At 61.6% G+C, this 22,368-nt stretch carries 19 protein-coding genes; 9 read left to right on the forward strand and 10 right to left on the reverse strand.

The genetic code is table 11. From position 1 onward, the window contains the following. Nucleotides 1-7: 7 nt before the first annotated feature. Together mobA and mobB are read left to right on the forward strand one after the other, a co-directional pair. Complete coding sequence (gene mobA, locus U5G49_RS11405) at nucleotides 8-637, forward strand: molybdenum cofactor guanylyltransferase MobA (RefSeq protein WP_193445820.1); 630 nt, start codon at nucleotides 8-10, stop codon at nucleotides 635-637. Then, nucleotides 634-1,155: a molybdopterin-guanine dinucleotide biosynthesis protein B gene (mobB, locus tag U5G49_RS11410; RefSeq protein ID WP_113542113.1), complete on the forward strand. Its 522-nt coding sequence runs from the start codon at nucleotides 634-636 to the stop codon at nucleotides 1,153-1,155. The genes mobA and mobB overlap by 4 nt, the downstream gene beginning before the upstream one ends. Before the next feature lie 51 nt (nucleotides 1,156-1,206). Here the strand turns inward: mobB and U5G49_RS11415 are convergent, their stop codons facing one another. From U5G49_RS11415 to U5G49_RS11425, 3 genes are all read right to left on the reverse strand, one after another. After that, on the reverse strand, nucleotides 1,207-3,354 hold the full coding sequence (locus U5G49_RS11415) for a PAS domain-containing hybrid sensor histidine kinase/response regulator (protein WP_193445805.1): 2,148 nt from the start codon (nucleotides 3,352-3,354) through the stop codon (nucleotides 1,207-1,209). After that, nucleotides 3,329-4,840 (reverse strand): ATPase domain-containing protein, encoded by a 1,512-nt coding sequence (locus U5G49_RS11420; RefSeq protein ID WP_193445806.1) that lies wholly within the window; start codon nucleotides 4,838-4,840, stop codon nucleotides 3,329-3,331. Before U5G49_RS11420 ends, U5G49_RS11415 begins: the two co-directional genes overlap by 26 nt. Before the next feature lie 145 nt (nucleotides 4,841-4,985). Beyond that, nucleotides 4,986-5,879, reverse strand: a complete 894-nt coding sequence (locus U5G49_RS11425) for a LysR family transcriptional regulator (RefSeq protein ID WP_018242309.1) — start codon at nucleotides 5,877-5,879, stop codon at nucleotides 4,986-4,988. A 120-nt stretch (nucleotides 5,880-5,999) separates the two neighbouring features. Here U5G49_RS11425 and U5G49_RS11430 point away from each other — a divergent pair, with 120 nt between their 5' ends. Further along, the gene (locus tag U5G49_RS11430; protein WP_018242310.1) at nucleotides 6,000-6,395 is read left to right on the forward strand and encodes a (R)-mandelonitrile lyase; all 396 of its coding nucleotides are present in this window, start codon (nucleotides 6,000-6,002) and stop codon (nucleotides 6,393-6,395) included. 14 nt (nucleotides 6,396-6,409) lie between these two features. Then, nucleotides 6,410-7,399, forward strand: a complete 990-nt coding sequence (locus tag U5G49_RS11435) for an aldo/keto reductase (RefSeq protein WP_018242311.1) — start codon at nucleotides 6,410-6,412, stop codon at nucleotides 7,397-7,399. 101 nt (nucleotides 7,400-7,500) lie between these two features. Here U5G49_RS11435 and maiA read toward each other — a convergent pair whose 3' ends face one another. From maiA to U5G49_RS11465, 6 genes are all read right to left on the reverse strand, one after another. Beyond that, a complete protein-coding gene (gene maiA, locus U5G49_RS11440) occupies nucleotides 7,501-8,136 on the reverse strand; it encodes a maleylacetoacetate isomerase (protein WP_193445807.1) in 636 nt (211 codons plus the stop codon). Nucleotides 8,137-8,157: 21 nt separating this feature from the next. Further along, a complete protein-coding gene (locus tag U5G49_RS11445) occupies nucleotides 8,158-8,340 on the reverse strand; it encodes a hypothetical protein (RefSeq protein WP_193445821.1) in 183 nt (60 codons plus the stop codon). Between the two features lie 99 nt (nucleotides 8,341-8,439). Beyond that, a complete protein-coding gene (locus U5G49_RS11450; RefSeq protein ID WP_193445808.1) occupies nucleotides 8,440-8,856 on the reverse strand; it encodes an organic hydroperoxide resistance protein in 417 nt (138 codons plus the stop codon). A 191-nt stretch (nucleotides 8,857-9,047) separates the two neighbouring features. Beyond that, the gene (locus U5G49_RS11455; protein ID WP_193445809.1) at nucleotides 9,048-10,370 is read right to left on the reverse strand and encodes a sensor histidine kinase; all 1,323 of its coding nucleotides are present in this window, start codon (nucleotides 10,368-10,370) and stop codon (nucleotides 9,048-9,050) included. Beyond that, on the reverse strand, nucleotides 10,367-11,107 hold the full coding sequence (locus U5G49_RS11460; protein WP_130652540.1) for a response regulator: 741 nt from the start codon (nucleotides 11,105-11,107) through the stop codon (nucleotides 10,367-10,369). Before U5G49_RS11460 ends, U5G49_RS11455 begins: the two co-directional genes overlap by 4 nt. 126 nt (nucleotides 11,108-11,233) lie before the next feature. After that, nucleotides 11,234-12,283, reverse strand: a complete 1,050-nt coding sequence (locus U5G49_RS11465; protein WP_193445810.1) for an alpha/beta fold hydrolase — start codon at nucleotides 12,281-12,283, stop codon at nucleotides 11,234-11,236. A 349-nt stretch (nucleotides 12,284-12,632) separates the two neighbouring features. Between U5G49_RS11465 and U5G49_RS11470 the strand changes: the two genes are divergently transcribed. The 5 genes from U5G49_RS11470 to U5G49_RS11490 all read left to right on the forward strand — a co-directional run bounded on the left by U5G49_RS11470 (nucleotide 12,633) and on the right by U5G49_RS11490 (nucleotide 19,948). Continuing rightward, nucleotides 12,633-14,408, forward strand: coding sequence for a cytochrome c biogenesis protein DipZ (locus U5G49_RS11470; protein WP_193445822.1), 1,776 nt, complete (start codon nucleotides 12,633-12,635; stop codon nucleotides 14,406-14,408). 54 nt (nucleotides 14,409-14,462) lie between these two features. Further along, nucleotides 14,463-15,221 carry an alpha/beta fold hydrolase gene (locus U5G49_RS11475; protein ID WP_113542123.1) on the forward strand — a complete coding sequence of 253 codons (759 nt, stop codon included), beginning with the start codon at nucleotides 14,463-14,465 and terminating at the stop codon, nucleotides 15,219-15,221. Between the two features lie 408 nt (nucleotides 15,222-15,629). Next, nucleotides 15,630-16,352, forward strand: a complete 723-nt coding sequence (locus U5G49_RS11480) for a DeoR family transcriptional regulator (RefSeq protein WP_018446394.1) — start codon at nucleotides 15,630-15,632, stop codon at nucleotides 16,350-16,352. Between the two features lie 174 nt (nucleotides 16,353-16,526). Next, nucleotides 16,527-17,555: a deoxyribose-phosphate aldolase gene (gene deoC, locus U5G49_RS11485; RefSeq protein WP_193445811.1), complete on the forward strand. Its 1,029-nt coding sequence runs from the start codon at nucleotides 16,527-16,529 to the stop codon at nucleotides 17,553-17,555. Nucleotides 17,556-17,560: 5 nt separating this feature from the next. Then, a complete protein-coding gene (locus U5G49_RS11490) occupies nucleotides 17,561-19,948 on the forward strand; it encodes an aldehyde dehydrogenase family protein (protein ID WP_193445812.1) in 2,388 nt (795 codons plus the stop codon). A gap of 48 nt (nucleotides 19,949-19,996) precedes the next feature. Here U5G49_RS11490 and U5G49_RS11495 read toward each other — a convergent pair whose 3' ends face one another. Continuing rightward, nucleotides 19,997-22,174, reverse strand: coding sequence for an OmpA family protein (locus U5G49_RS11495; protein ID WP_193445813.1), 2,178 nt, complete (start codon nucleotides 22,172-22,174; stop codon nucleotides 19,997-19,999). Nucleotides 22,175-22,368: the final 194 nt, after the last annotated feature.

Below are 22,368 nucleotides of genomic sequence, written 5' to 3' on the forward strand. Positions count from 1 at the left end.
AAGGATGATGGCTGAATTCTCGCTTGGCAGATCTGATATAGCAGGCGTCGTATTGGCTGGCGGCCGCTCGCAGCGCATGGGCCGCGACAAGGCCGGCGTGATGCTCGGGGCCGAGAGCCTGCTCCACCATGTGCTGACCCGCCTCTCGCAGCAGGCCCCGCTCGTTGCCGTCAATGCCGATGCCGCCGCCGAGGGCGTGCCTGTCGTTCCCGACCGTTTTCGCGGTAAGGCCGGGCCGATGGCCGGCATCCATGCAGCCATGGTCTATGCCGCCGGCCTGCCCTCGATCACCCATGTCGTCACCGTCTCGGTGGATTGCCCGTTCTTCCCGGCCGATCTCGTCGCCCGGCTGGCGGCTGCGATCGAGCACCCGTCGCAGATCGCCATTGCCGCCTCCGAGGGCCGCAGCCATCCCGTCTTCGGGCTGTGGCCGGTGACGCTGGCCGCCGATCTCGAAGCCTGGATCACCACCGACGAGAAGCGCCGCGTACGCGACTTCCTGTTACGGCATGCCGTTACGGAAGTGGCGTTTCCGCTGCATCCGACCCGCGCCAGCCTGCTCGACCCTTTCTTCAACATCAATACGCCCGACGATCTCGTCGAGGCGGAACGCTGGCTGGAGGCCCTTCGTGGATGACCGCACCGAAAATCTTCGGCATCGCCGGCTGGAAGAACTCAGGCAAGACGGGGCTCGCCGTCCGACTGGTGACGGAGTTCACCCGCCGCGGCTACAGGATCTCGACGATCAAGCACGCCCATCATGATTTCGACATCGACAAGGTCGGGGCCGACAGCTACCGCCACCGCCAGGCCGGCGCCCACGAGGTCACCATCGTCTCCGGCACCCGCTACGCCATCATGCACGAGCTGCGCGGTGCCCCCGAACCTGAGTTCGAGGAGATCCTCGCCCGCCTCGCCCCCTGCGACCTCGTGCTGATCGAAGGTTACAAGCGCGAGCCGATCCCGAAGATCGAGGCCCGCCGCCTGGAGGCGGCAAATCGTGAACCATTGGCGCCGGGCGATCCCCATATCTGCGCTATCGCCGCCGATCATGCCGTCACGGATACGGCCCTGCCGGTCTTCGATCTGGACGACACAGGCGCCATCGCCGATTTCATTGCTGGCATCGTCGGCCTTGGACAGGCCAAGGCATAATTCTTAAATCGGAATCGATTTAAGGACACAATGATGCAGCGCTTAAAAGTGTTACAGCGTCCTTTGCGCGCCTGAAAGGACGCGCGGCAGTGGAGGCCCTGAGCCCCGTGCACCACTGCCGGACCTGAGAAGCTGAATTGTTTCGCTTGCCATCGCCTTGGCGATTTCCTTGGCGAGCTGAGCCTGATCATAGGGCTTTGCCAATCTCGGAAGATCGATATCGGTGCCGGCGGGAAGATCGGCGTAACCTGTCGCCAGCACGATCGGCAATGCTGGATAAATCTCCCTTGCGGCCTGGGCAAGCTGTGCGCCGGTCATACCAGGCATCGAATAGTCGGTTATGACAAGGTCGAAATGCTGACCGCTGCTGATCAGTTCCAGCGCCTGCGCGCCGGAGTTTGCTTCGACGACCTCGTGGCCGAGATCTTCAAGCATGTCGACCGAACTCATGGCGATCAAGGCATCGTCATCGACCAGCAGGATCTTCAGTCTGGATGCAGCTTGCGGAACGGGCAGTTCCGCTTCGATCACCCGCTCGGGGCGCTGTTCGGTTGCCGGAAGCCACAACTCAGCGGTCGTCCCGACCCCAAGTTCGCTTGTCAGACGAAGTGCGCCATTGAGCTGAACGGCAAGCCCGTGGATCATCGATAAGCCGAGGCCCGTGCCCTTTCCGAGTTCCTTGGTCGAGAAAAACGGATCGACCGCCTTCTTCAGCGTCTCCGCGTCCATGCCGGTGCCGCTATCGGCCACCGCCAACACAAGATAGGCGCCCTTGTCGAGAGTGCCGTCATCGCCGGCCACCTGCGCATCACGCAGCGATATGGACAGCGTCCCGCCATCCGGCATCGCATCGCGGGCATTGACCGCAAGGTTGAGCAGCGCCAGTTCGAGCTGGTTCGCATCGACCAGCGCCGGCGGCAGGGTTGCCGGCAGGATGGTTTCGATACTGATCGAGGATCCCACAGAGCGCCGCAGTAGATCTTTCATGCCGGAGACCAGCTCGGCCAGATCGATCGGCTTGACCTGCAGATCCTGCTGTCTGGCAAAAGCCAGCAGCCGCTGCGTCAGCGCCGCCCCGCGCCGCGCACCCTGAACCGCCCCGTCGACCAGGCGCGTCGCCTTGGCATCTCCGGCAACATGCTTGCCGAGCAGCTCCAGATTTCCGAGAACGACCATCAGCAGATTGTTGAAATCGTGTGCGACGCCGCCGGTCAGTTGGCCGATCGCCTCCATCTTCTGTGATTGGCGAAGCTGCTCCTCGGCTCTTTCACGCTGGGCGACTTCTTCGAGCAGGGTCTGGTGAGCCGCATTGACCTCTTTGGTCCGTTCCCTCACGCGCTCTTCGAGGTTTTCATTGAGCCGTCTCAGGTTTTCCTCAATGGTCTTGCGGACAGTGGTATCGGAGCAGACGCCGACGAGTTTCATGGCGGAACCATATCTGTCGGAATAAAGCTGCGCGTGGACCTCGGTCCAATGCAGCGATCCATCCGGCCAGATCGTCCTGTGCTCGATCGAATAGTCGCGTCCAGTATCGATCGTCTGGCGCAACCGTGCCAGCACAAGATCCCGGTCGTCGGGGTGGATACTTGCGATCAGATCGTCGCGTGTGACATCGTCATCGGGGCTTCGGCCGAAGATTGCTTTGCAGGTCGCCGAGGCCGACAATGCCATCGAGGACAGCTCCAGCTCCCATGCCCCGAGACGACCGGCGGCGAGAGCGGTCTGCAACCGCCGCTCTCCCTCGCCCAGAGCCTCAAGCCGGGTTCGCGCTTCATATTGGCGCAGGCGCCCCTTTAATGCGGTCCGGGCCACGCTGATGAACGAGGTCGCATGGAACGGCCTTTCCAGGAAGGTGACGTTGCCAAGAACCTCGGAAAGCCTGGCAGCGGCCGGATTTCGTTCAGGTCCGCCACCACGTGTGGTGAGCACGATGAACGGTAGGTCAGACCAGCTCGGCTGGGCCGAAACCCAGGCGGCGATCGGCTTGAGATCGCTCGAGCGAACGGCCTCCTCCGTCAGGACGCCAAGCGCGACGTCATCGCTGAGCGATGACGCGAACATAGGCAGGTCGGTGGTGGCAATCGATGCCAATCCGGCCTCATCGACCAATGATCTCGCCACCCAGGCATCGCGACCGACGGGGGTGTAGATCAATGCTTTCGGTTTGCCGGAATTAGGAATTGCCGCTATCCCCGCCATCGGTCGCAAGGAGCGGCGTTGAGGTCGTGACAAATTCGGGAACGCCGCGAAGCACGCCCTGGAACCCGACGAGAGGATCGCCGAACCTCAAGCCGGAAGCGTCGATGCGATACTCCCGGATGGTATCCTCGTGAAAGCCGGTCCTCTTCTTGATCACCGAGACTGCACGCCGCACCTTTCCGGCCGCCTCGAAGTAACGCAGCAGAATGACGGTATCGGCGAGATAGGTAACGTCGACAGGTGCCTTCATGTCACCGACCAGCCCGTGCTGGGCCACGGTGAGAAAGGTGTTGGCGCCTTGCCTGTTCAAATATTGCAGCAGCTCATGCATATGAAGGATCAGCGAATTCTCATCCGGCATCGAAGCCTGGTAACCGTTGATACTATCGATGATGACGGTTTTCGCATCCGCCTTGTCGACGCAATTGCGCACGCGGTGGGCGAATTCGCCCGGCGACAGTTCGGCGGCATCGAGCTGTTCGATGTGGATATGACCCGCGTTTCGCATGGCTTCGAGATCCATTCCGAGCGCCTTCAGCCGCGTGAAGAGCAGGCCCAGCTCCTCGTCAAAAATGAAGGCCGCCACTTTCTCGCCGCGCGCGACCGCAGCCATCAGGAATTGAAAGGAGAACGTGCTTTTGCCGGTGCCGGCGGGACCAAGTATGAGTGTACTGGAACCTCGCTCCAGGCCACCTCCGAGAAGCAGATCCAGTTCTGCAATATTGCAGGAAATCTGATCACGTGCGTAACTCGATCTGTGTTCGGCGGCGACGAGCCGCGGAAAGACTTTAACCCCCCCAGTCTGGATGATGAAATCGTGATAGCCGCCGCGGAAGGCCTGTCCGCGATATTTTATGACCCTGAGACGTCGGCGTTCGGAGCCGTAGCTCGGCGCCATCTCTTCGAGATGGATGACGCCGTGCACGACGCTGTGCACTGTCTTGTCGAGCACCTCGGACGTCAGATCATCGAGCAGAAGGACTGTCGCGCCTTGTCGGGCAAAATAATGTTTGAGCGCGAGGATCTGCCGGCGGTAGCGCAACGAGCTTTGCGCGAGCAGCCTTATCTCCGACAGACTGTCGAGAACCACGCGACGTGGCTTGATCCGCTCGAAAGCGGCAAAGATTTCCTTTGTCGTCTCTCCGAGTTCAAGATCCGACGAATAAAGCAGGCTCTGCTGCTGGTCGGCATCCAGTAGGCTTTCCGGAGGCACGACCTCGAAGACCTCGATATTCCCATCGATCACCATGCCGTGCGATGCGGCACCGGCCCGAAGTTCGCTCTCGGTTTCCGAAAGGGTGATGTAGAGCCCCTGCTCGCCGAGCCGCGCACCTTCGATTAGGAACTGCAGCGCAATCGTCGTTTTGCCAGCTCCCGGATTCCCCTCCAGGAGAAAAACGTGCCCCGGCGAGAGGCCCCCCGCCAGAACTGTATCCAAACCGGACACGCCGGTCCGAGCTTTCGTGGCAGGTGCCGCAGTATTCATTCACTGTTTCCTTCAATTTCAAGTGTGAATTAGCGGCGAGTGATGGAATGTCAAATCACTGGCAGGCATGAGTTCGCTTCCGGCAAGAGCCGATCACTCCTGGTTCGGATATATGCCTGTCCGGGCGGCCCGACATAGTGGGCGTCTATCCTCGATAGCGAAGTGCATCGACGACGAGGGCGAATGCCGGCGACGTATGCCGGCGGCTCGGATAGTAGAGATGGTAGCCGGAAAACGGCAGACACCAATCCTCGAGGACGCGCACCAGCCGCCCGTCGGCAAGATGCGCCTCGACCAAGTCCTCCGGCATATAGGCCAGCCCAAGACCAGCCAGCACCGCGTTCAGCCGCAGGGCTATATTGTTGAAGATCAACTGTCCTTCGACCCGAACCCTGAGCTCGCGCCCGTCCTTCTCGAACTCCCACGCATAAACGCTGCCATAGGTCGGCAGACGCAGATTGATGCAATTGTGATCCGTAAGGTTCTGCGGCGTCAGCGGCTTCGGCCTGGTGTCGAAATAGGCGGGAGCGCCGACCACGGCCATCCGCATGTCGGGGCCGATGCGCACCGCGATCATGTCCTTCGCCACCTGTTCTCCAAGCCGCACCCCCGCATCGTAGCGCTCCGCGACGATGTCGGTCAGACCGTAGTCGACGATGATTTCGACATTGATATCGGGATATTCAGGCAGGAGCTTTTGCAAGGCGGGCCAGAGGACGGCATCGGCCGCATGCTCGCCGGCATTGATGCGGATGGTGCCTGCCGGCTTCTCCCGGAAGGCGCTCAAGGCAGCCAGTTCACTCTCGATCTCGTCGAGCCGCGGTCCGATGGAGCCGAGCAGGCGTTCGCCGGCCTCTGTCGGCGCGACGCTGCGGGTCGTGCGGGTAAGCAATCGCAGTCCAAGCCGCTCCTCGAGCCCGCGGATGGTGTGGCTGAGCGCCGATTGCGACACACCCAGCTTGCCCGCCGCCTTGGTGAAGCTCTGTGCGCGTGCAACGGCGAGGAAGGCGATGAGGTCGTTGACGGCGGGGCGCGGCATTCATGAAACTTTCTCATGGGTTCTTGCCGTTTATACCATCTAATCGCGACCAAACACACGCGCTAAATACCTTGCTGCTCGAGTGGACATGTCCACCCCGACATCGAAAGGAAGACAAAGATGGATATCAAGCGAAGCGGTTCGCAGCCTTCGGCCAAGGGACCAGCCGACTGGTTTACCGGCAGCGTGCGTGTCGACCCACTGTTTGCCGTGACCAGCCCCGCACGCGCGGCTGGCGCCAGCGTCACCTTCGAGCCCGGAGCCCGCACCGCCTGGCACACCCATCCGCTCGGCCAGACGCTGATCGTCACATCGGGCTGCGGTCGCGTGCAGCGCGAAGGCGGCCCGGTCGAGGAGATCCGCGCCGGCGACGTCGTCTGCTTCGCACCGGGTGAATGCCATTGGCACGGCGCATCGCCGACAACGGCGATGACCCATATCGCCATCCAGGAACAGCTCGACGGCAAGGTCGTCGACTGGATGGAGCATGTCACAGACACGCAATACCAAGGTTAGAAGAGGAAACTTCTATGCAGAAACGTGAACTTGGAAAGAGCGGACTTCATGTCTCAGCCATCGGTCTCGGCTGCATGGGGCTGAGTTACGGTTATGGCCCAGCGACAGATATTCAGGAAGCGACCGCACTGATCCGGCGGGCATTTGAACGCGGCGTGACCTTCTTCGACACGGCCGAGGCCTATGGCCCCTATAAGAACGAAGAGCTTCTGGGAGAGGCCTTGGCGCCCTTTCGCGAGGAGGTGGTGATCGCCACGAAATTCGGTTTCAACTTCGATGCCAATGGCGGCCAGAGCGGCATGAACAGCCGGCCGGAACAGATCCGCGCGGTGGCCGACCAGGCGCTGAAGCGTTTGAAGACCGATGTCATCGATCTCTTCTACCAGCATCGCGTCGATCCCGATGTTCCGATCGAGGATGTCGCCGGCACGGTCAAGGCGCTGATCGTGGAGGGCAAGGTCAGACATTTCGGCCTCTCGGAAGCGGGCGCCCAGACGATCCGCCGCGCCCATCCCGTCCAGCCGGTGGCAGCACTACAAAGCGAATATTCGCTGTGGTGGCGCGAACCCGAGCAGGAAATCCTGCCAACGCTGGAAGAGCTCGGCATCGGTTTCGTGCCCTTCAGCCCGCTTGGTAAGGGCTTCCTGACGGGCGCGATCAGTGAAACGACCACCTTCGACAGCAAGGATTTCCGCAACGTCGTGCCACGCTTTTCTCAGGAGGCGCGAAAGGCCAACCAGGTGCTCGTCGATCGTCTCGGAGAAATCGCCGCCCGCAAAAAGGCAACCTCCGCCCAAGTGGCTCTCGCATGGCTGCTGGCGCAGAAGCCCTGGATCGCGCCGATCCCCGGCACTACCAAGCTGCATCGCCTCGAGGAGAACATCCAGGCCGCTGAAGTCGAACTGACGGCTGAGGACCTTGCCAGCATCGAAAGCGCGCTCGCCACGATCAAGGTGGAAGGCGATCGTTATCCCGCGCATCTGCAGGCAAGGGTCAACCGTTAAAAGCGGCCGACGGGCCATGAAGGCTACGTCTCATCGCCAAGGCCAGAACACCAGAAGAGAATCGGCTGCAGTCACTTGCGGCCGATTCTTCATAGATTGGATCATCGTCTCGGCGCCGGCGCATTCTCCTGGAAAGCCGGTATCCCCTCCAGTCTGGCGACGATCTCCGCGATATTGGGCCAGCTGGCGAGATCGAAGCCGAGGCGCCGGGCGCTGATCGCCTGCGGGAAGAGGAAGATCTCGGCAATACCAGGCTGATCCCCAACGGCGAAGGCTCCCGGCCTGCGGCCGGCGATCATCGTCTCGACCGCGGCCATTCCCTCGCCGACCCAATGACGATTCCAGGCAGTAATGGCATCGGCATCCGCCTGGAAGACCTTTCCGAGATGCAGGCCGATCCGCGGCGGCAGCAGCGCATGGATCTCGGCTGCGATCGCAAGCGCGATCGACCGCGCCTGCGCCCGGCCTTCCGCGGTGTCAGGCAGCAATGGAGGCTCGGGCTGGATCTCGTCGAGATATTCGACGATCGCCAGCGACTGGGTAAGGAGGACACCGCTATCCGTCAGCAAGGCCGGCACGAGCCCCTGCGGATTGACGCTGCGATATCCGGCCTGCCGGCTCTCGGCATCCTCACCGAGGATGCTAACCGGCAGCGCTTCCGCCGTCAGCCCCTTGAGGGCGAGCGCGATGCGGACGCGAGATGTCGCCGAGGAAATTTCATTCTGATAGAGCTTCACGGTCTTTCTCCTTTGGTGAGGTCAGAAGAGGAGTTGCCTTGACGCCGAAATCGGCTCGAACGGCCGCTGCTCCCCGGAAGACGAAGCTGTTGATGCCGCCGTCACGAGGCCTGCGAGCGGCGAAGGCTCCTGCGAGCTTATGTCGTAGATGCAGGGCGCGGCGAAGATCGCCACTCCCAAAAAACAGATGATCATCAATCTCATCAAATCCTCCATCGACGAGGCCCGATCGGCCTCGTCCTGCTTGTTTTCGGCGCACGTCCCCTGTCCGCCGCAGCCAATGGCCGGCGACGAATCCATCCATCAGGCAACGGTCAATTCGACATGGATATTGCCGCGCGTGGCCTTCGAATAGGGGCAGGTCTGGTGAGCCTCTTCAATGAGGGCTCGTGCCACATCCGCTTCGATCCCGGGCAGGCTGATCTTGAGACGGGCCTGCAGGAAATAGCCGCCATCGGCGGTTCCCAAATCGACCTCGGTGTCAACGGCAAGATCGGCTGGAAGCTTGACCTTTTGATTAGCCGCGGCGAAACCGATCGCGCCGATGAAGCAGGCAGACCAACCGGCGGCGAAAAGCTGTTCGGGATTGGTGCCGGCGCGGTTGCTGCCCGGAGGCGAAAGCTTGATATCAAGCTGGCCGTCGTCGCTGTGCGACGCGCCGTCGCGCCCGCCCGTCGTGTGGGTTTTGCCGGTATAGAGAACCTTGTCGATCTTTGTCATGGAACACTCCTTGTGTTGCGTCGCTCCAGGCGACTGGCCGCGCTGCGCGGCCGGGTTGACGGAGTGTGGTTTGACCGACGGATATATCCGCCATGTTTCCGAAATTGCCCGAAATGTCACAAAACGTAGCATCCGATATCGAGGACATCCTTAAATACAAACATCTCGAAATTTTGCGGTGACTGCCGACGTCAACGGATGGTGACTTCCGCCGCCAGACCACCGCCGGCGCGATTGTAGAGCCGGAGTGATCCGCCGATCTTGGCCGTCAGCTGCTGGGCGATCGCGAGACCGAGACCGGTGCCGCCGGTCTCCCGGTTGCGGGATTGTTCCAGCCGGAAGAAAGGCTGCATGGCCGCTTCCAGCATATCGTCCGGAATTCCCGGCCCGCGGTCCATGACTGATATGACGATATCGTTCTCGGCGCTGCGCGCGACGCTGATCTCGACAGCGCCGGCAAACTTCAGCGCATTGTCGATGAAATTCGACAGGATGCGGCGAAGAGCATGCGGCTTGGTGAAGGCAGCACCCTGAACCAGGCCGACCACGGTGACGGCCTTTCCAGTATCCTGGTAGTCGTAGGCTATGCTGTCGATGAACGAGGCGAGATCGATGCGGGCACTCTTCTCGCCATTGCCATGCGCGCTGCGTGCATAGGCAATGCCGTCCTGAACGAGGCGCTGGATCTCGCCGAGATCGTGCACCAGCTTGTCTTTCTCCGGCGAATCCTCCGCCATGTCGGCGCGCAGCCGCATGCGGGTGATCGGCGTCTGCAGGTCATGCGAGATGGCCGCCAGAATCTGGACGCGCTCTTCGAGGTAATGGGCGATCCTCTCCCGCATCGCGTTGAACGCTCTTGCCGCATGCGCGACCTCGCTCGGCCCCGCCTCACTCATCGCCGGACCGTCCTTGTTCGGGTCAAGCGCATCGGCGGCGGCGGCAAGCTCGCCGAGCGGCCGGATCGCCTGGCGAACCGCGAACCAGGTGCAGAGGATGAGCAGCACCATCTGGACGACGAAGACATAGGGCAGCCATGCGGCAATCGGCATGACGCCCTTCGGCGTGACGTCGATCGTCAACGGGCTTCCGTCGCTGAGCGTCAGATGCGCCTGCAGCCGGTTCACATCGCCAGGAATTCGTTCGATCCGGATCGGAAAACGGTGCCCGATGGCCTCCTCGATCTTTCCTGAGATTTCCGCCCCTTTGCTTGACGTGTCAGGCACGCCGGGAAGGCCGAGCCCGAGCACGAAACGATAATTGCCGCGGCTCAGCCGATCGAGCAGATCGCCGCGTTCGCCTGGCGGAAGCCGATCGAGAACGGCAATCGACGTTGCAACGTCGCTCTCCAGCGTGCCAAGCATCACAGCTTTGGCCGACATGTACCGCTCCATATAGAGCACACTGAACGACAGCCCGTAGGCCAAGGCCAATCCGATCAGCAGGATGAGAAAGATCCGCGACCGCAACGTGCTCGGCCACGTCAGGCCCGAACGCAAGCGGATTGCCGCCCTCATTGGCGCAGCTCCAAGATTTCGACCGGAACCGAAAACACATAGCCTTCGCTACGCACCGTCTTGATGTAGGTCGGTTCGCGCGCATCGTCGCCCAGCCTCTGACGCAGGCGGCTGACCAGGAGATCGATCGAGCGATCGAAGAGATCGGCGTCGCGGCCCTGCGTCAGGCTCAAAAGCTGGTCGCGATTGAGCACCCGCTGCGGATGGTCGATGAACACGCGAAGCAGACGGTATTCGGCGCCGCTGAGCGCAATCGCGGTCCCTTCCTTGTCGAGAAGGTGCCGGGCCACCGTATCGAGCCGCCAGTCGCCGAAAGTCAGCAATTGGCCGGCCTCGCTGATCTGCAGGTTGGGCGGCAACATCCGCGTGCGCCGCAGCACCGCCTTGATGCGGGCGAGCAGTTCCCTCGCGGCAAAGGGCTTGGGAAGATAGTCGTCGGCGCCCATCTCCAGTCCGAGGATCCTGTCCATCTCGTCGGTACGGGCCGTCAGCATCAGAATCGGGATCGCCTTGTGCCGGCCGGCGCGCAGTTCACGGCACAGCACCAGCCCGTCATCGCCGGGCATCATCACATCGAGCACGATCAGGTCGACGGCATTGGCTTCGAGAAAACTGCGCATCTGGCGCCCGTCAGCGGCAACGCTCGTGCGCAGGCCGTTCCTTTGCAGGTAGCCCGATACCAGCTCGCGGATTTCGCGATCGTCATCGACGATCAGGATGTGATCGACATGATCCATATTTCCCTATTCCTTACCGATAGAAGCGGCCCCCCCGCCCTCCGCCTCGATGTCGAGGCGGTTGACGCGAGCTACGCATATTCCGCCGGTCGGAGCAACGAGGCTCTGCGACCGGCGGCGCCGACATTAGAAGCGATCGACATCTATGACAGCTTGCGCGAAGGCCTGCGGCGCTTCCTGAGGCAGGTTGTGGCCAATGCCGCCGTCGATCGTCCGATGCTCGTATTTGCCGGAGAATTTTCCGGCATAGGCGGAAGGCTGCGGATGCGGCGCACCATTTGCATCGCCCTCCATGGTGATGGTCGGCACCGAAATGACGGGCGTTGCGGCGAGCGTCGTCTCGTAGGCATCGTACTTGGCCTCGCCTTCGACAAGCCCCAGGCGCCAGCGATAATTGTGTATGACGATCGCGACGTGATCGGGATTGTCGAAGGCAGCGGCCGATCTGTCGAATGTCGCATCGTCGAAGTTCCACTTCGGCGATGCCGTCTGCCAGATAAGCTTTGCGAAATCATGCGTGTTGCTCTCGTATCCCTGACGACCGCGTTCGGTAGCGAAATAGAACTGGTACCACCAGGCAAGTTCGGCTTTCGGCGGAAGCGGCTTCTTGTTGGCCTCCTGGCTGCCGATCAGGTAGCCGCTCACCGATACCATCGCCTTGCAGCGCTCGGGCCAGAGCGCCGCCATGATGTTGGCGGTCCGCCCGCCCCAGTCGTAGCCGGCAATGACAGCCTTCTCGATATCGAGCGCATCAAGCAGCGCGATCATATCGGCGGCGAGCGCTGACGGCTGGCCATTGCGCGGCGTCTGGTCGTCCAGGAAGCGGGTCGTCCCGTAACCGCGCAGATAAGGCACGATCACCCTGTAGCCTGCCGAGGCAAGCAGCGGCGCGACATCGACGAAACTATAGATGTCATAGGGCCAGCCATGCAGCAGCAATACGACAGGGGCATCCGCCTTTCCCACCTCGGCATAACCGATGTCGAGCACGCCTGCCTTGACCTGCTTCAGCGCTTCGAAGGACGTGTTGGTTCCGGGCTTTATAGCTGGCACCGATGCGGCAGTCGCAGACGACTGGGCGGCGGCCGTGCCGGCCACCCCGAACTCGACGGCCGCAAGGGCGACTGCCGTCATGCCGAAGAAACGGCGGCGGTGGTGGTTGATTTGCTCTGACATCGGTCTCTCCTGTCGAATGGATCACGGTCGCGAAAAGGTGCTCTACTTGTATCCCCGATATGTCGTAAGCAACCGTTTTTTGAATACGGATGTAGCTTCCGGCCGCCTGGATACATTCCGATACAATCGCGCTGCCTCGGCAGGTGGTCGCATTGGCCGCAGCTGTTTCTTCGTCACTGCGGCAGTTTGTATCGCTTTGTATCGCCGCTGCGCGACCCCGACACTTCGGTACATTTCCCCGCAAAGCCGGACACATCGGGGATACGTCCGCACAGCCATATCCCCGCCGTTGCTGGTTCAGGCCCATCGCCGCCCAGAGCCCGATCAATCGGTTTCAAAGGAAACGATGATGACACTTCTGATCATTGCCTATCTCGGGGGCGCGCTGACGATCCTCAGCCCGTGTATCCTGCCCATCCTCCCCTTCGTCTTCGCCCGCGCCGGACAGCCTTTCGTCAGAAGCACGCTGCCGATGCTGGCGGGCATGGCCGCCACCTTCGCGCTGGTCGCCACACTTGCCGCAGTCGGCGGCAGTTGGGCCATTCGCGCCAATGAATATGGCCGGCTTGCTGCGATCGTCCTGCTTGCCCTCTTTGGCGCAAGCCTGCTTTCACCGCGCATCGCAAGCACGCTTGCCCGGCCGATCGTCGACCTTGGCAACAATATCATGAACGCCACCGGCGGCGGGCGCGGCACCATGACAGTAAAGAGCGCGCTTCTTCTCGGCGTCGCTACCGGACTGCTCTGGGCGCCCTGCGCCGGTCCGATCCTCGGCCTTGTGCTGACTGGAGCTGCATTGCAGGGCGCCAATCTGCAAACGACCTTCCTGCTGATTGCCTATGCCGCTGGTGCTGCAACTTCGCTTGCCGTCGCCCTGCTTGTCGGCGGCAAGCTCTTCGCCGCCATGAAACGCTCGCTCGGCCTCGGCGACCGAATACGCCAGGTGCTCGGCGCTGCCGTGTTGGCGGGTGTCGCCGTCATCGCGCTTGGACTGGATACCAGCCTGCTGGCGCGGATTTCCTATGCCAGCACCGCGTCCCTGGAACAGGCCGTGCTTGACAGGCTGCATGCGAAGCCCTTGGGCGGCGCATCCTCCGAAGTGGCGAGCAAAGACATGGTGATCGCAGCCGCCGATACGAAGAAGCCCTTCCGCAGCGATCTGCCCGTCGAAGGTTACGCGCCTTCACTCGACGGCGCGGTCGAATGGCTGAACTCCAAGCCGCTGACATCAGAGCAACTGCGCGGCAAGGTCGTGCTGGTCGACTTCTGGACCTATTCCTGCATCAACTGCATTCGCACCATCCCTTATGTCAGGGCCTGGGCGGAAAAATATGCGAACCAGGGCCTCGTGGTGATCGGCGTGCACGCCCCGGAATTTGCCTTCGAGAAGAAGGTCGACAACGTCAAGAAGGCGATCGGCGACTTCCAGATCGGCTATCCCGTCGCGATCGACAATGATTACAGCATCTGGCGCGCCTTCGAAAACAGCTACTGGCCTGCTGCCTATCTGATCGATGCCAAAGGCCAGATCCGCTACCACCATTTTGGCGAAGGCAATTACAACAGGACCGAAAAGGCCATTCAGGACCTGCTGCGCGAAGCCGGCAGCCAAACGGCGGCAACTGCGCCGGTCGTGCCGGATGCCAAGGGCGTGGAAGCAGGTCCTGATCTCAGCAATATCCGCTCCGGCGAAACCTATCTCGGCTACGAACAGGCGGCGAACTTCGCCTCTCCGGAAGGGCTGCAGCCAGACACGCCGCATAACTACTCAATCGCCGAACCCGGCCTCAACGGCTGGGGCCTGTCCGGAACCTGGACCGTCGGCCGGGATCAGGCGACGCTTGATCAGCCGGGCGGCGGCATCACTTATCGCTTCAGCGCCCGCGATCTGCATCTCGTTCTCGGGCCTGGCGCCGGCGGCAAGCCGATCCGCTTCCAGGTGAAGATCGACGGCAAGGCGCCAGGACCTGACCACGGCGCAGACATCGATGCAGACGGCAACGGTACGGTGACCGCGACCAGGCTTTACCAGCTCGTCCGCCAATCCGGCACGGTCGCCGCTCGCAACTTCGAGATCAGCTTCCTCGATCCTGGTGTGCAGGCCTACGCCTTCACCTTCGGCTGAACCTGAGACGCATCAATATCCCGATCATCAACACGACCCAAAGGAGTAATAGTCATGAACAGACATCTTGCTTTCACGGCAGCCCTCGCATTCGCCACCACCACCATCGCATTCGCGGCAGAGGCTGCCGAGGTCAAGAACATCGTGATCGTCCACGGCGCCCTGGCCGACGGCTCTGGATGGCGCAAGGCGACGGACATTCTCCAAAAGCGCGGCTTCAACGTCACCATCGTCCAGCAGCCCATCACCTCGCTCGACGACGATGTGGCGGCGACCAAGCGCGTTCTCGACCTGCAGGAAGGACCGACCCTGCTCGTCGGCCACAGCTATGGCGGCATGGTCATCACCGAAGCCGGCAATGATCCCAATGTCGCGGGCCTCGTCTATGTCGCGGCGTTCCAGCCCGACAAGGGAGAAAGTCTGCTCAGCCTCGCCAGCTCGAAGCCTGCCGGCAGCATGGATATAAGGGAAACGAAGGACGGCAAATATCTCTATCTCGATCCGGGCGCCTTCGCCGCGGATTTCGCAGCCGACCTTCCGCAATCGGAAGCCGCTTTCATGGCAAAGTCACAGGTCTTTGCCTCGAAGCAGGCATTCTCCGCCAAGATCACCCAACCGGCATGGCGGACCAAGAAAAGCTGGTCGATCGTCGCTACCGAGGATCGCTCCATCAACCCCGAGCTCGAGCGTGACATGGCAAAACGTGCCGGAAGCGACGTGACCGAGATCAAGGCCAGCCACGCCGTCTTCGCCTCCCAACCGGAAAAGGTTGCCGATGCGATCGAAACGGCAGCAAGGAAAGCCGCCGATTAGCCCGCGCAGCCAGGAATGTTCCTAAGCAGTCGCGCGGATGAAGCCTCTGGTCGGAAGGGTACCCGACCAGAGGCGTGACGAAGTCGCCCCGTTGACCCTGCCGGCCGAGAATGTCGCTCTCGTCGTCACCCCGCTCCCCGCAACAGAAGTCGGCACCATCTATACAACTTTGTGACCATTTCATCAAAAAATGAAAAATAAGTCACGAATTCCCATTTCAAATTGACGGCTTTCCCTATAAAATTGCGACGATATTCCATGTCGCGCGCAACCGTCCGGTGCAGAAGCCGTATCTCGGCGCAAATGCCGGATCGTAGATCAAGGGAGAAACCAGATGGGAATGGCAGTCCCTTGTTAAATTTTCATCAGAACACTATTGCAGTGTGAACGATAAGGGAGACATGCGATATGGATAGTCGCAGGGGCCGGCGCATCGCAGTCTTATCCGAGGCCCTTTCACGACATCGCATTCTGCACATCAAGAATGCTGCCGAGATACTGGGCGTCTCGGAGATGACGGTTCGGCGTGATGTCAGCGCCAACGCAGGCCAATTCGCGTTTCTCGGCGGCCATATCGTTCCGGCTGTCGAAGCGGAAAACGATCCTTATGAAATTTCCAGGGCCGCCGACAGTCATGCCGCTGCAAAACGACAAATTTGCACACAAGCCATTGATTACATTCACCATGATGACACGGTCTTTTTCGATTGTGGCACCACCTTACCCTATCTGGTCGATCTTCTCCCAGACCGGATTCACATAACGGCGATCTGCTACGCCATGAATGTCGCCGATCGTCTAACGCGAAAACCAAACGTTCGCCTTGTTATGCTCGGTGGTCTTTACCACCCCGCATCGGCGAGCTTTTCCGGTGCCTCGGGGCTGGAAATGCTCGACCAGCTTGTGATCAACGTGGCATTTCTTTCTGCAGCCGGTGTCGATGCCCGGCGTGGCGCGACCTGCGCGCATTTTCACGAAGCGGAAATCAAGAAAAAGGCGATGTCTCGGGCACGAAAGAATATTCTTCTCGCCGACAGCAGCAAAATCGGCAAGTTGAAACCAGCCTTTTTCAGCGACATGAAGTCGTTCGATGTGGTCATCACCGAAAACGGTATGAACGACTTCGACTGAGAAATCCGCATTTTTTCGGCGTCTGTCGAAATCTAAACTTGACGCGGTAGGACAGTGATGCAAACCTAACAAGCAATGAAAAGAAAATCACATTTTAGCCAGTTGTGAAGCTTCCGCTGCGTGCATCTGCACGGATGCAACAAGACCTTCACGCTCTGACCGGGAGGATTCTATTTGGAAACCGTTGCTGTTCACAATGCGGCAAACGCGACGCATCATGGAGCCCCTTCGCGATCGCCGGACGGCACCCATAACCGGCCGCGCAATACGGGTATGGAACTCGATCTGTCGTGGGTCCTTGACACCCGGGTCAACCTGTCTGCCGCCGAGCGCCGCATAGCCTCGCTTCCCGGACGCCGCACCGTCAAAAAGGACGCACAGGCAGCTTGGCTCCTGAAGGCGGTGACCTGCATCGATCTGACGACATTGAACGGCGACGATACCCCCGAGCGCGTCAAACGGTTGTGCGCGAAGGCGATGAATCCGATACGCGCCGACATTCTGGATTCGCTTGGCATGAGCGGCCGTTCGATCACCACCGGCGCCATCTGCGTCTACCATCGTTTTGTTGCAACGGCCGTCGAGGCGCTTGGAGATTCCGGCATTCCGGTCGCCGCGGTTTCGACCGGGTTCCCTGCCGGTCTCAGCCCGCACTACCTCAAGGTCAAGGAAATCGAGGCGTCGGTTGCCGATGGCGCGAAAGAAATCGACATCGTCATCACCCGCGAGCATGTGCTGACCGGCAACTGGACAGCACTCTACGAGGAAATGCAAGAATATCGCGCCGCCTGCGGTAATGCGCATGTCAAGGCCATTCTAGCGACCGGCGACCTGAAGACGCTCCGCAATGTCGCCAAGGCCTCGCTGGTCTGCATGATGGCGGGAGCCGATTTCATCAAGACCTCAACCGGCAAGGAAGGCGTCAATGCGACGCTGGCCGTGACATTGACCATGCTGCGGGCGATCCGCGCCTATCAGGAGCGCACCGGCATCAAGATCGGCTACAAGCCGGCCGGTGGCATTTCCGCGGCGAAAGACGTGTTGAACTACCAGTTCCTGATGAAGGACGAACTGGGGCGCGAGTGGCTGGAGTCTGATCTCTTCCGCATCGGTGCATCGAGCTTGCTTGCGGATATCGAGCGGCAGCTGGAGCATCACGTCACCGGTGCCTATTCGGCCCTCAACAGACACCCGATTGGATGATCCAGATGACTGTTGCAAAGTATTTCGACGAAATGTCCTACGGCCCTGCCCCTGAATCCGATATCGAAGCTCGCGACTGGCTAGCGCGCCACGCTTCCGGTTTCGGTCACTTCATCAATGGCGCGTTCGTGGCCTCCGCGTCGGGCAAGAACTTCGACACGTTCGAGCCGGCCACCGGCAAGGTCCTGGCGAAGCTCGCGAACGGCGGCGCGGCGGATGTGGACAATGCGGTTGCTGCGGCCCGCAAGGCACAGGCGTCATGGGCGCGCCTGCCGGGCCACGCGCGGGCGCGCCATCTCTATGCGCTTGCCCGGATGATCCAGCGCCATGCGCGTCTGATTGCTGTGGTCGAGGCTATCGACAACGGCAAGCCGATCCGCGAGACCCGCGATCTCGACGTGCCGCTGGCAGCCCGTCATTTCTATCATCACGCCGGATGGGCGCAAATCCAGGACACGGAATTTGCCGATCATGTGCCGGTGGGCGTCGTCGGCCAGATCATCCCGTGGAATTTCCCATTCCTGATGCTGGCCTGGAAAGTGGCGCCGGCTTTGGCGCTCGGCAACGCCGTCATCCTGAAGCCTGCCGAATACACGTCGCTGACGGCGCTTCTCTTTGCCGAACTGGCATCCGCAGCGGGCCTTCCGCAGGGTGTGCTCAATATCGTGACGGGAGAAGGCGAAACAGGCGCGCTGCTCGTCGGGCATGAGGATATCGACAAAATTGCCTTTACCGGATCGACCGAAGTCGGGCGCGTTATTCGCGAGCGTACCGCAGGTAGCGGCAAATCGTTGACGCTGGAACTCGGCGGCAAGTCACCTTTCGTCGTTTTTGACGACGCCGATATCGACGGCGCCGTGGAAGGCGTCGTCGATGCGATCTGGTTCAACCAGGGACAGGTCTGCTGTGCCGGCTCGCGGCTTCTGGTCCAGGAAGGCATTGCCGATCTTTTCCATGAGCGGCTGAAGCGCCGCATGCAGACATTGCGGGTCGGTGAGCCTTTGGACAAGTGCATCGATATGGGTGCGATCATCGCGCCCGTGCAGTTGACGCGTATTGAAGCGCTGGTGAAAAAGGGAGTTTCAGAAGGAGCGACACTGCATCAGGCTAAGATCGACCTGCCGAAGGGCGGCAGCTTCTACCCGCCGACGCTTCTCAGCGGCGTGCAGCCGACCTCTATCGTCGCGACCGAGGAAATCTTCGGGCCGGTTGCGGTCTCCATGACTTTCCGCACACCGGAAGAGGCTATCCAGCTTGCCAATCACACCCGCTACGGCCTCGCCGCCAGCGTCTGGAGCGAGACGATCGGCTTGGCGTTGAACGTTGCGGCAAAGCTCGCAGCCGGCGTGGTCTGGGTGAATGCCACCAATCTTTTCGATGCCGCCGTCGGTTTTGGCGGCAAGCGCGAATCCGGATTCGGCCGCGAAGGCGGACGGGAAGGTTGCTACGAATATCTGAAGCCGAAGGCTTGGGTCGGCCGCAAGGCGCGAGCAGCAATGCCCGCCCTTTCGCAGGTGAAGCCGGTTGCCGGCGATTTTGCCCTGCCCAGTATCGACCGGACGGCAAAGCTCTTCATCGGTGGCAAGCAGGCGCGCCCGGACGGCAATTATTCCCGTGTCATCACCTCCCCCAAGGGCAAGGCGATCGGTGAGGTCGGCGAAGGCAACCGCAAGGACATCCGCAATGCAGTGGTTGCCGCACAGGCCGCCTCCGCCTGGTCGAATGCGACCACGCATAACCGCGCCCAGATTCTCTACTACATCGCCGAGAACCTCAGTGGTCGCGCCGACGAGTTCGCCTCGCGGATAACAGCGATGACCGGAGCTTCCGCCGCCAATGCAAACGCCGAGGTCGACGCCGCGATTTCGCGTCTCTTCACCTACGCAGCCTGGGCGGACAAATATGAAGGCAGCATTCACCAGCCGCCGCTTCGCGGCGTAGCTCTGGCCGTGCCGGAAGCCATCGGCGTCGTTGGCGTCATTTGCCCGCCGGAAGCGCCGCTGCTCGGCTTTATCAGTCTGGTTGCGCCGTTGATTGCCACCGGCAATCGTGTCGTCGCGGTGCCGAGCGAGCCCTTCCCGCTTTCGGCCACGGATTTCTATTCCGTTCTGGAAACGTCGGATGTGCCCGCCGGTGTCGTCAATATCGTCACCGGGTCGGCGATCGAACTGGCAAAGATCCTTGCCGCGCACAATGACGTTGATGCGTTGTGGGCCTTCGGCTCCGCGGAACTTTCGACGACGGTGGAGAAGCTGTCTTCGGGCAATCTCAAGCGAACCTTGGTGGACAACGGCAAGGCGACGGACTGGATGGACAGAGCCGCTGCCGAAGGCGCGCTGTATCTTCGCCGCGCTGTGGATGTGAAGAATATCTGGATCCCCTACGGAGAATGAGGGATCCGGAATGCCCCTCCCCAAGAATGGAGAGGGGCACCCATAGCATCACTTGTTGGCAGCGACCGGGCGGACCAGTGCCGTGACGCGGCGGATGGTGACGCGGCGGTTTTCCTGCTCAGGGGCAGACGTGTTGACCTTGAGGTAGTGCTCACCATAACCCTGCGTCGCAAGGTTCTCCGGCGCGATGCCGTAGACGTCGGTGAGCACGTTGGCGACGGATTCCGCCCGCTGGTCGGAGAGGATGAGGTTACTCTGGTCTGAGCCGACAGCATCCGTATGACCCTCGATCAGGAAGGTCTCGCTCGGATCCTTCTCGAGCACCTGGCTGATCGCATCGGCGACCTTGCGCAACGTGCGCGCCTGGGTCATCGGAATGTCGGCGCTGCCGGTCGCGAAGGTGATCGTGTCGAGGTCGATGCGGCGCACCTTGTCGCGGATACGAGCCGAATACTTCACCTCATCCAGCGAATAGACGCGTTCCACCGGCTCGACCGGCGGCTCGCTCAGGAACTCGTAATAGTCCCGGTTCGGGTCGCTGCGGGTGTCGATGATGTAGTCGCTGAGCGGTACGCGCAGCCGCATCGGCGGCAGGTCGGCGCCCGGATCCTCGAAATAGTCGCGGTCCGGATCGTCATAGAGGTCCTGCGAATAATAGAGCACGTCCTCACGTCCGCGGGCATCGACACGCGACCGCTGGATGATGTCGCCATAGCGGTTGCGGATCGTCACGATGCGATAGCCTTCCGGCCGGGTTATCGTCTCGCGGTAGCGGTCACCGGAGAGCTCCTCGTAGCTCGGCCGTTCGCCGTCGCGTAGGAAACGTCTGTCGTCGTCGCCGCGCACGATCGTCCTGTTGTCGTACTGGATGATCACACGGCTGTCGTCGCCACGGTCGTCGAAGCGCGCGCCATCGGGACGGACGAATTGCGGCCGCTCATCGAGCTTCCTGCCCTTCTCGCGGGTCACCGCCTCGAGCTTTACCGGCGCCGTCGCCTGGCCGCCGGTGGCAGCCTGCGCATCGGCATCTGAGGTCGGCACCTTCACTTCCTGGCTGTCGGCGCGCTGCCTGTCGCGGTCGCGGCGGCCTTCGCGGCCCCTGCTGCGATCGGCATCCTTGTCGCTGTCGAGAACGGCTGCGCCGTTCTCCACCGGCAGCACGACGGTTTCGTTGCTCTTGGCCGGATCTGCGGCGATCTTCTTGCGGCGCTCCAGCTCCTCGGGAGAAGCCTTTTCCGGTGCTGGAATGGCCTGCTCCACCTGCTGGCCGCCGCTGGCATCCGGTTGCGGCTGAGCAGTGTCAGTGGCGGGCGCGGCTGGCTGTGCGCCGGCGGGCTGTTCGCCGGCAGGCTTTGCCGCCGTGCCGTCCTTCGGCTTCTCGGCCGGCGCGGCTTCCGGTGCTGCCGCCTTGTCTTCGGTCGTCTTAGCCGCAGGGGCATTTTCTGCAGGTGCTGCAGTCTCGCCCTTTGTCGGCTTCTGCTTGGCAGGCGCCTCGGCTGCGGGGTTCACCTCTGGCTTGGCTTCGGGCTTGGCCTGTTCTTCGGTCGGTGTCACCGCCTCGGGAGCGGCAGTCTCAGCCTTGCCCCTACCTTTATCTTTGCCTTGGGCCCTATCCTGCCCCTTCTCCCGCTTGCCGCCTTCCGGCTTGGCTTCAGGTTTTGCCTGTTCCTTTTCCGGCTGAGCTTCCTTTGCTGCCGGCTGCTGTTCGGGCTGCGGCTGAGCCTCCGGCTCGGCCTGCTGCGTCTCCTGCTTCTTCGGCTTCTTCGGCTTTTCCTGCGTTACCGGCTGCTCTTGCTGCTGCGGCGCGGCCTCCGGCTGGGCCTGCTGTTTGGCTTTCCGCTCGGGCTTGCTTTCAGGCTGCTCCGCGGGCACCTCCTTCGGTGCCTCCGCCTTCGGCGCTTCCGGCTCTGCCTTGGGTTCAGGCGCTTCCTTCCGCTCGGCCTTCGGCTTTTCTGCCGGCGCTTCCTGCTGCGCCGGCTTCTCGGCGGCCGGCGCCTGTTCGGCCGGGGCTTCCCCCTGTTCTTTGTGCTTTTTCTTCTTCAGCAACTCCTCCTCGGAAGGCGCATCCTGCGCCACCTCGAAGCTGCCCGGCTCGACCTGCCGCACGGCCGCAGCCTGCGTCGCAACGTCGCGTACGGCCGCCATCGCCGATGCCGGCTGCAGCGCCAGCGAAAGAGAAAGCAGCGGAAAAGCCGCGCTCGCGAACAATCTTGATTTCATGCCCATCGGGTTTCCTCGATCCTGTTTGAGCTTCTTGAAGGCCGCAAGGCCCTGGTTCCGCCCCTAGCTTCGCATTGAGGCGAAACGGCGGAATGGCAATCGCCGAGCCGCCGATTTGTTCCGGTTCTAGGGAGGTCGGGATTAACCTCGCGTGAATGTTGCAGTCTGCCGACGTTCATCTCGCCCGCTATTTGCACCGC

Source organism: Rhizobium indigoferae (genome assembly GCF_034554815.1).
Lineage (GTDB): Bacteria > Pseudomonadota > Alphaproteobacteria > Rhizobiales > Rhizobiaceae > Rhizobium > Rhizobium leguminosarum.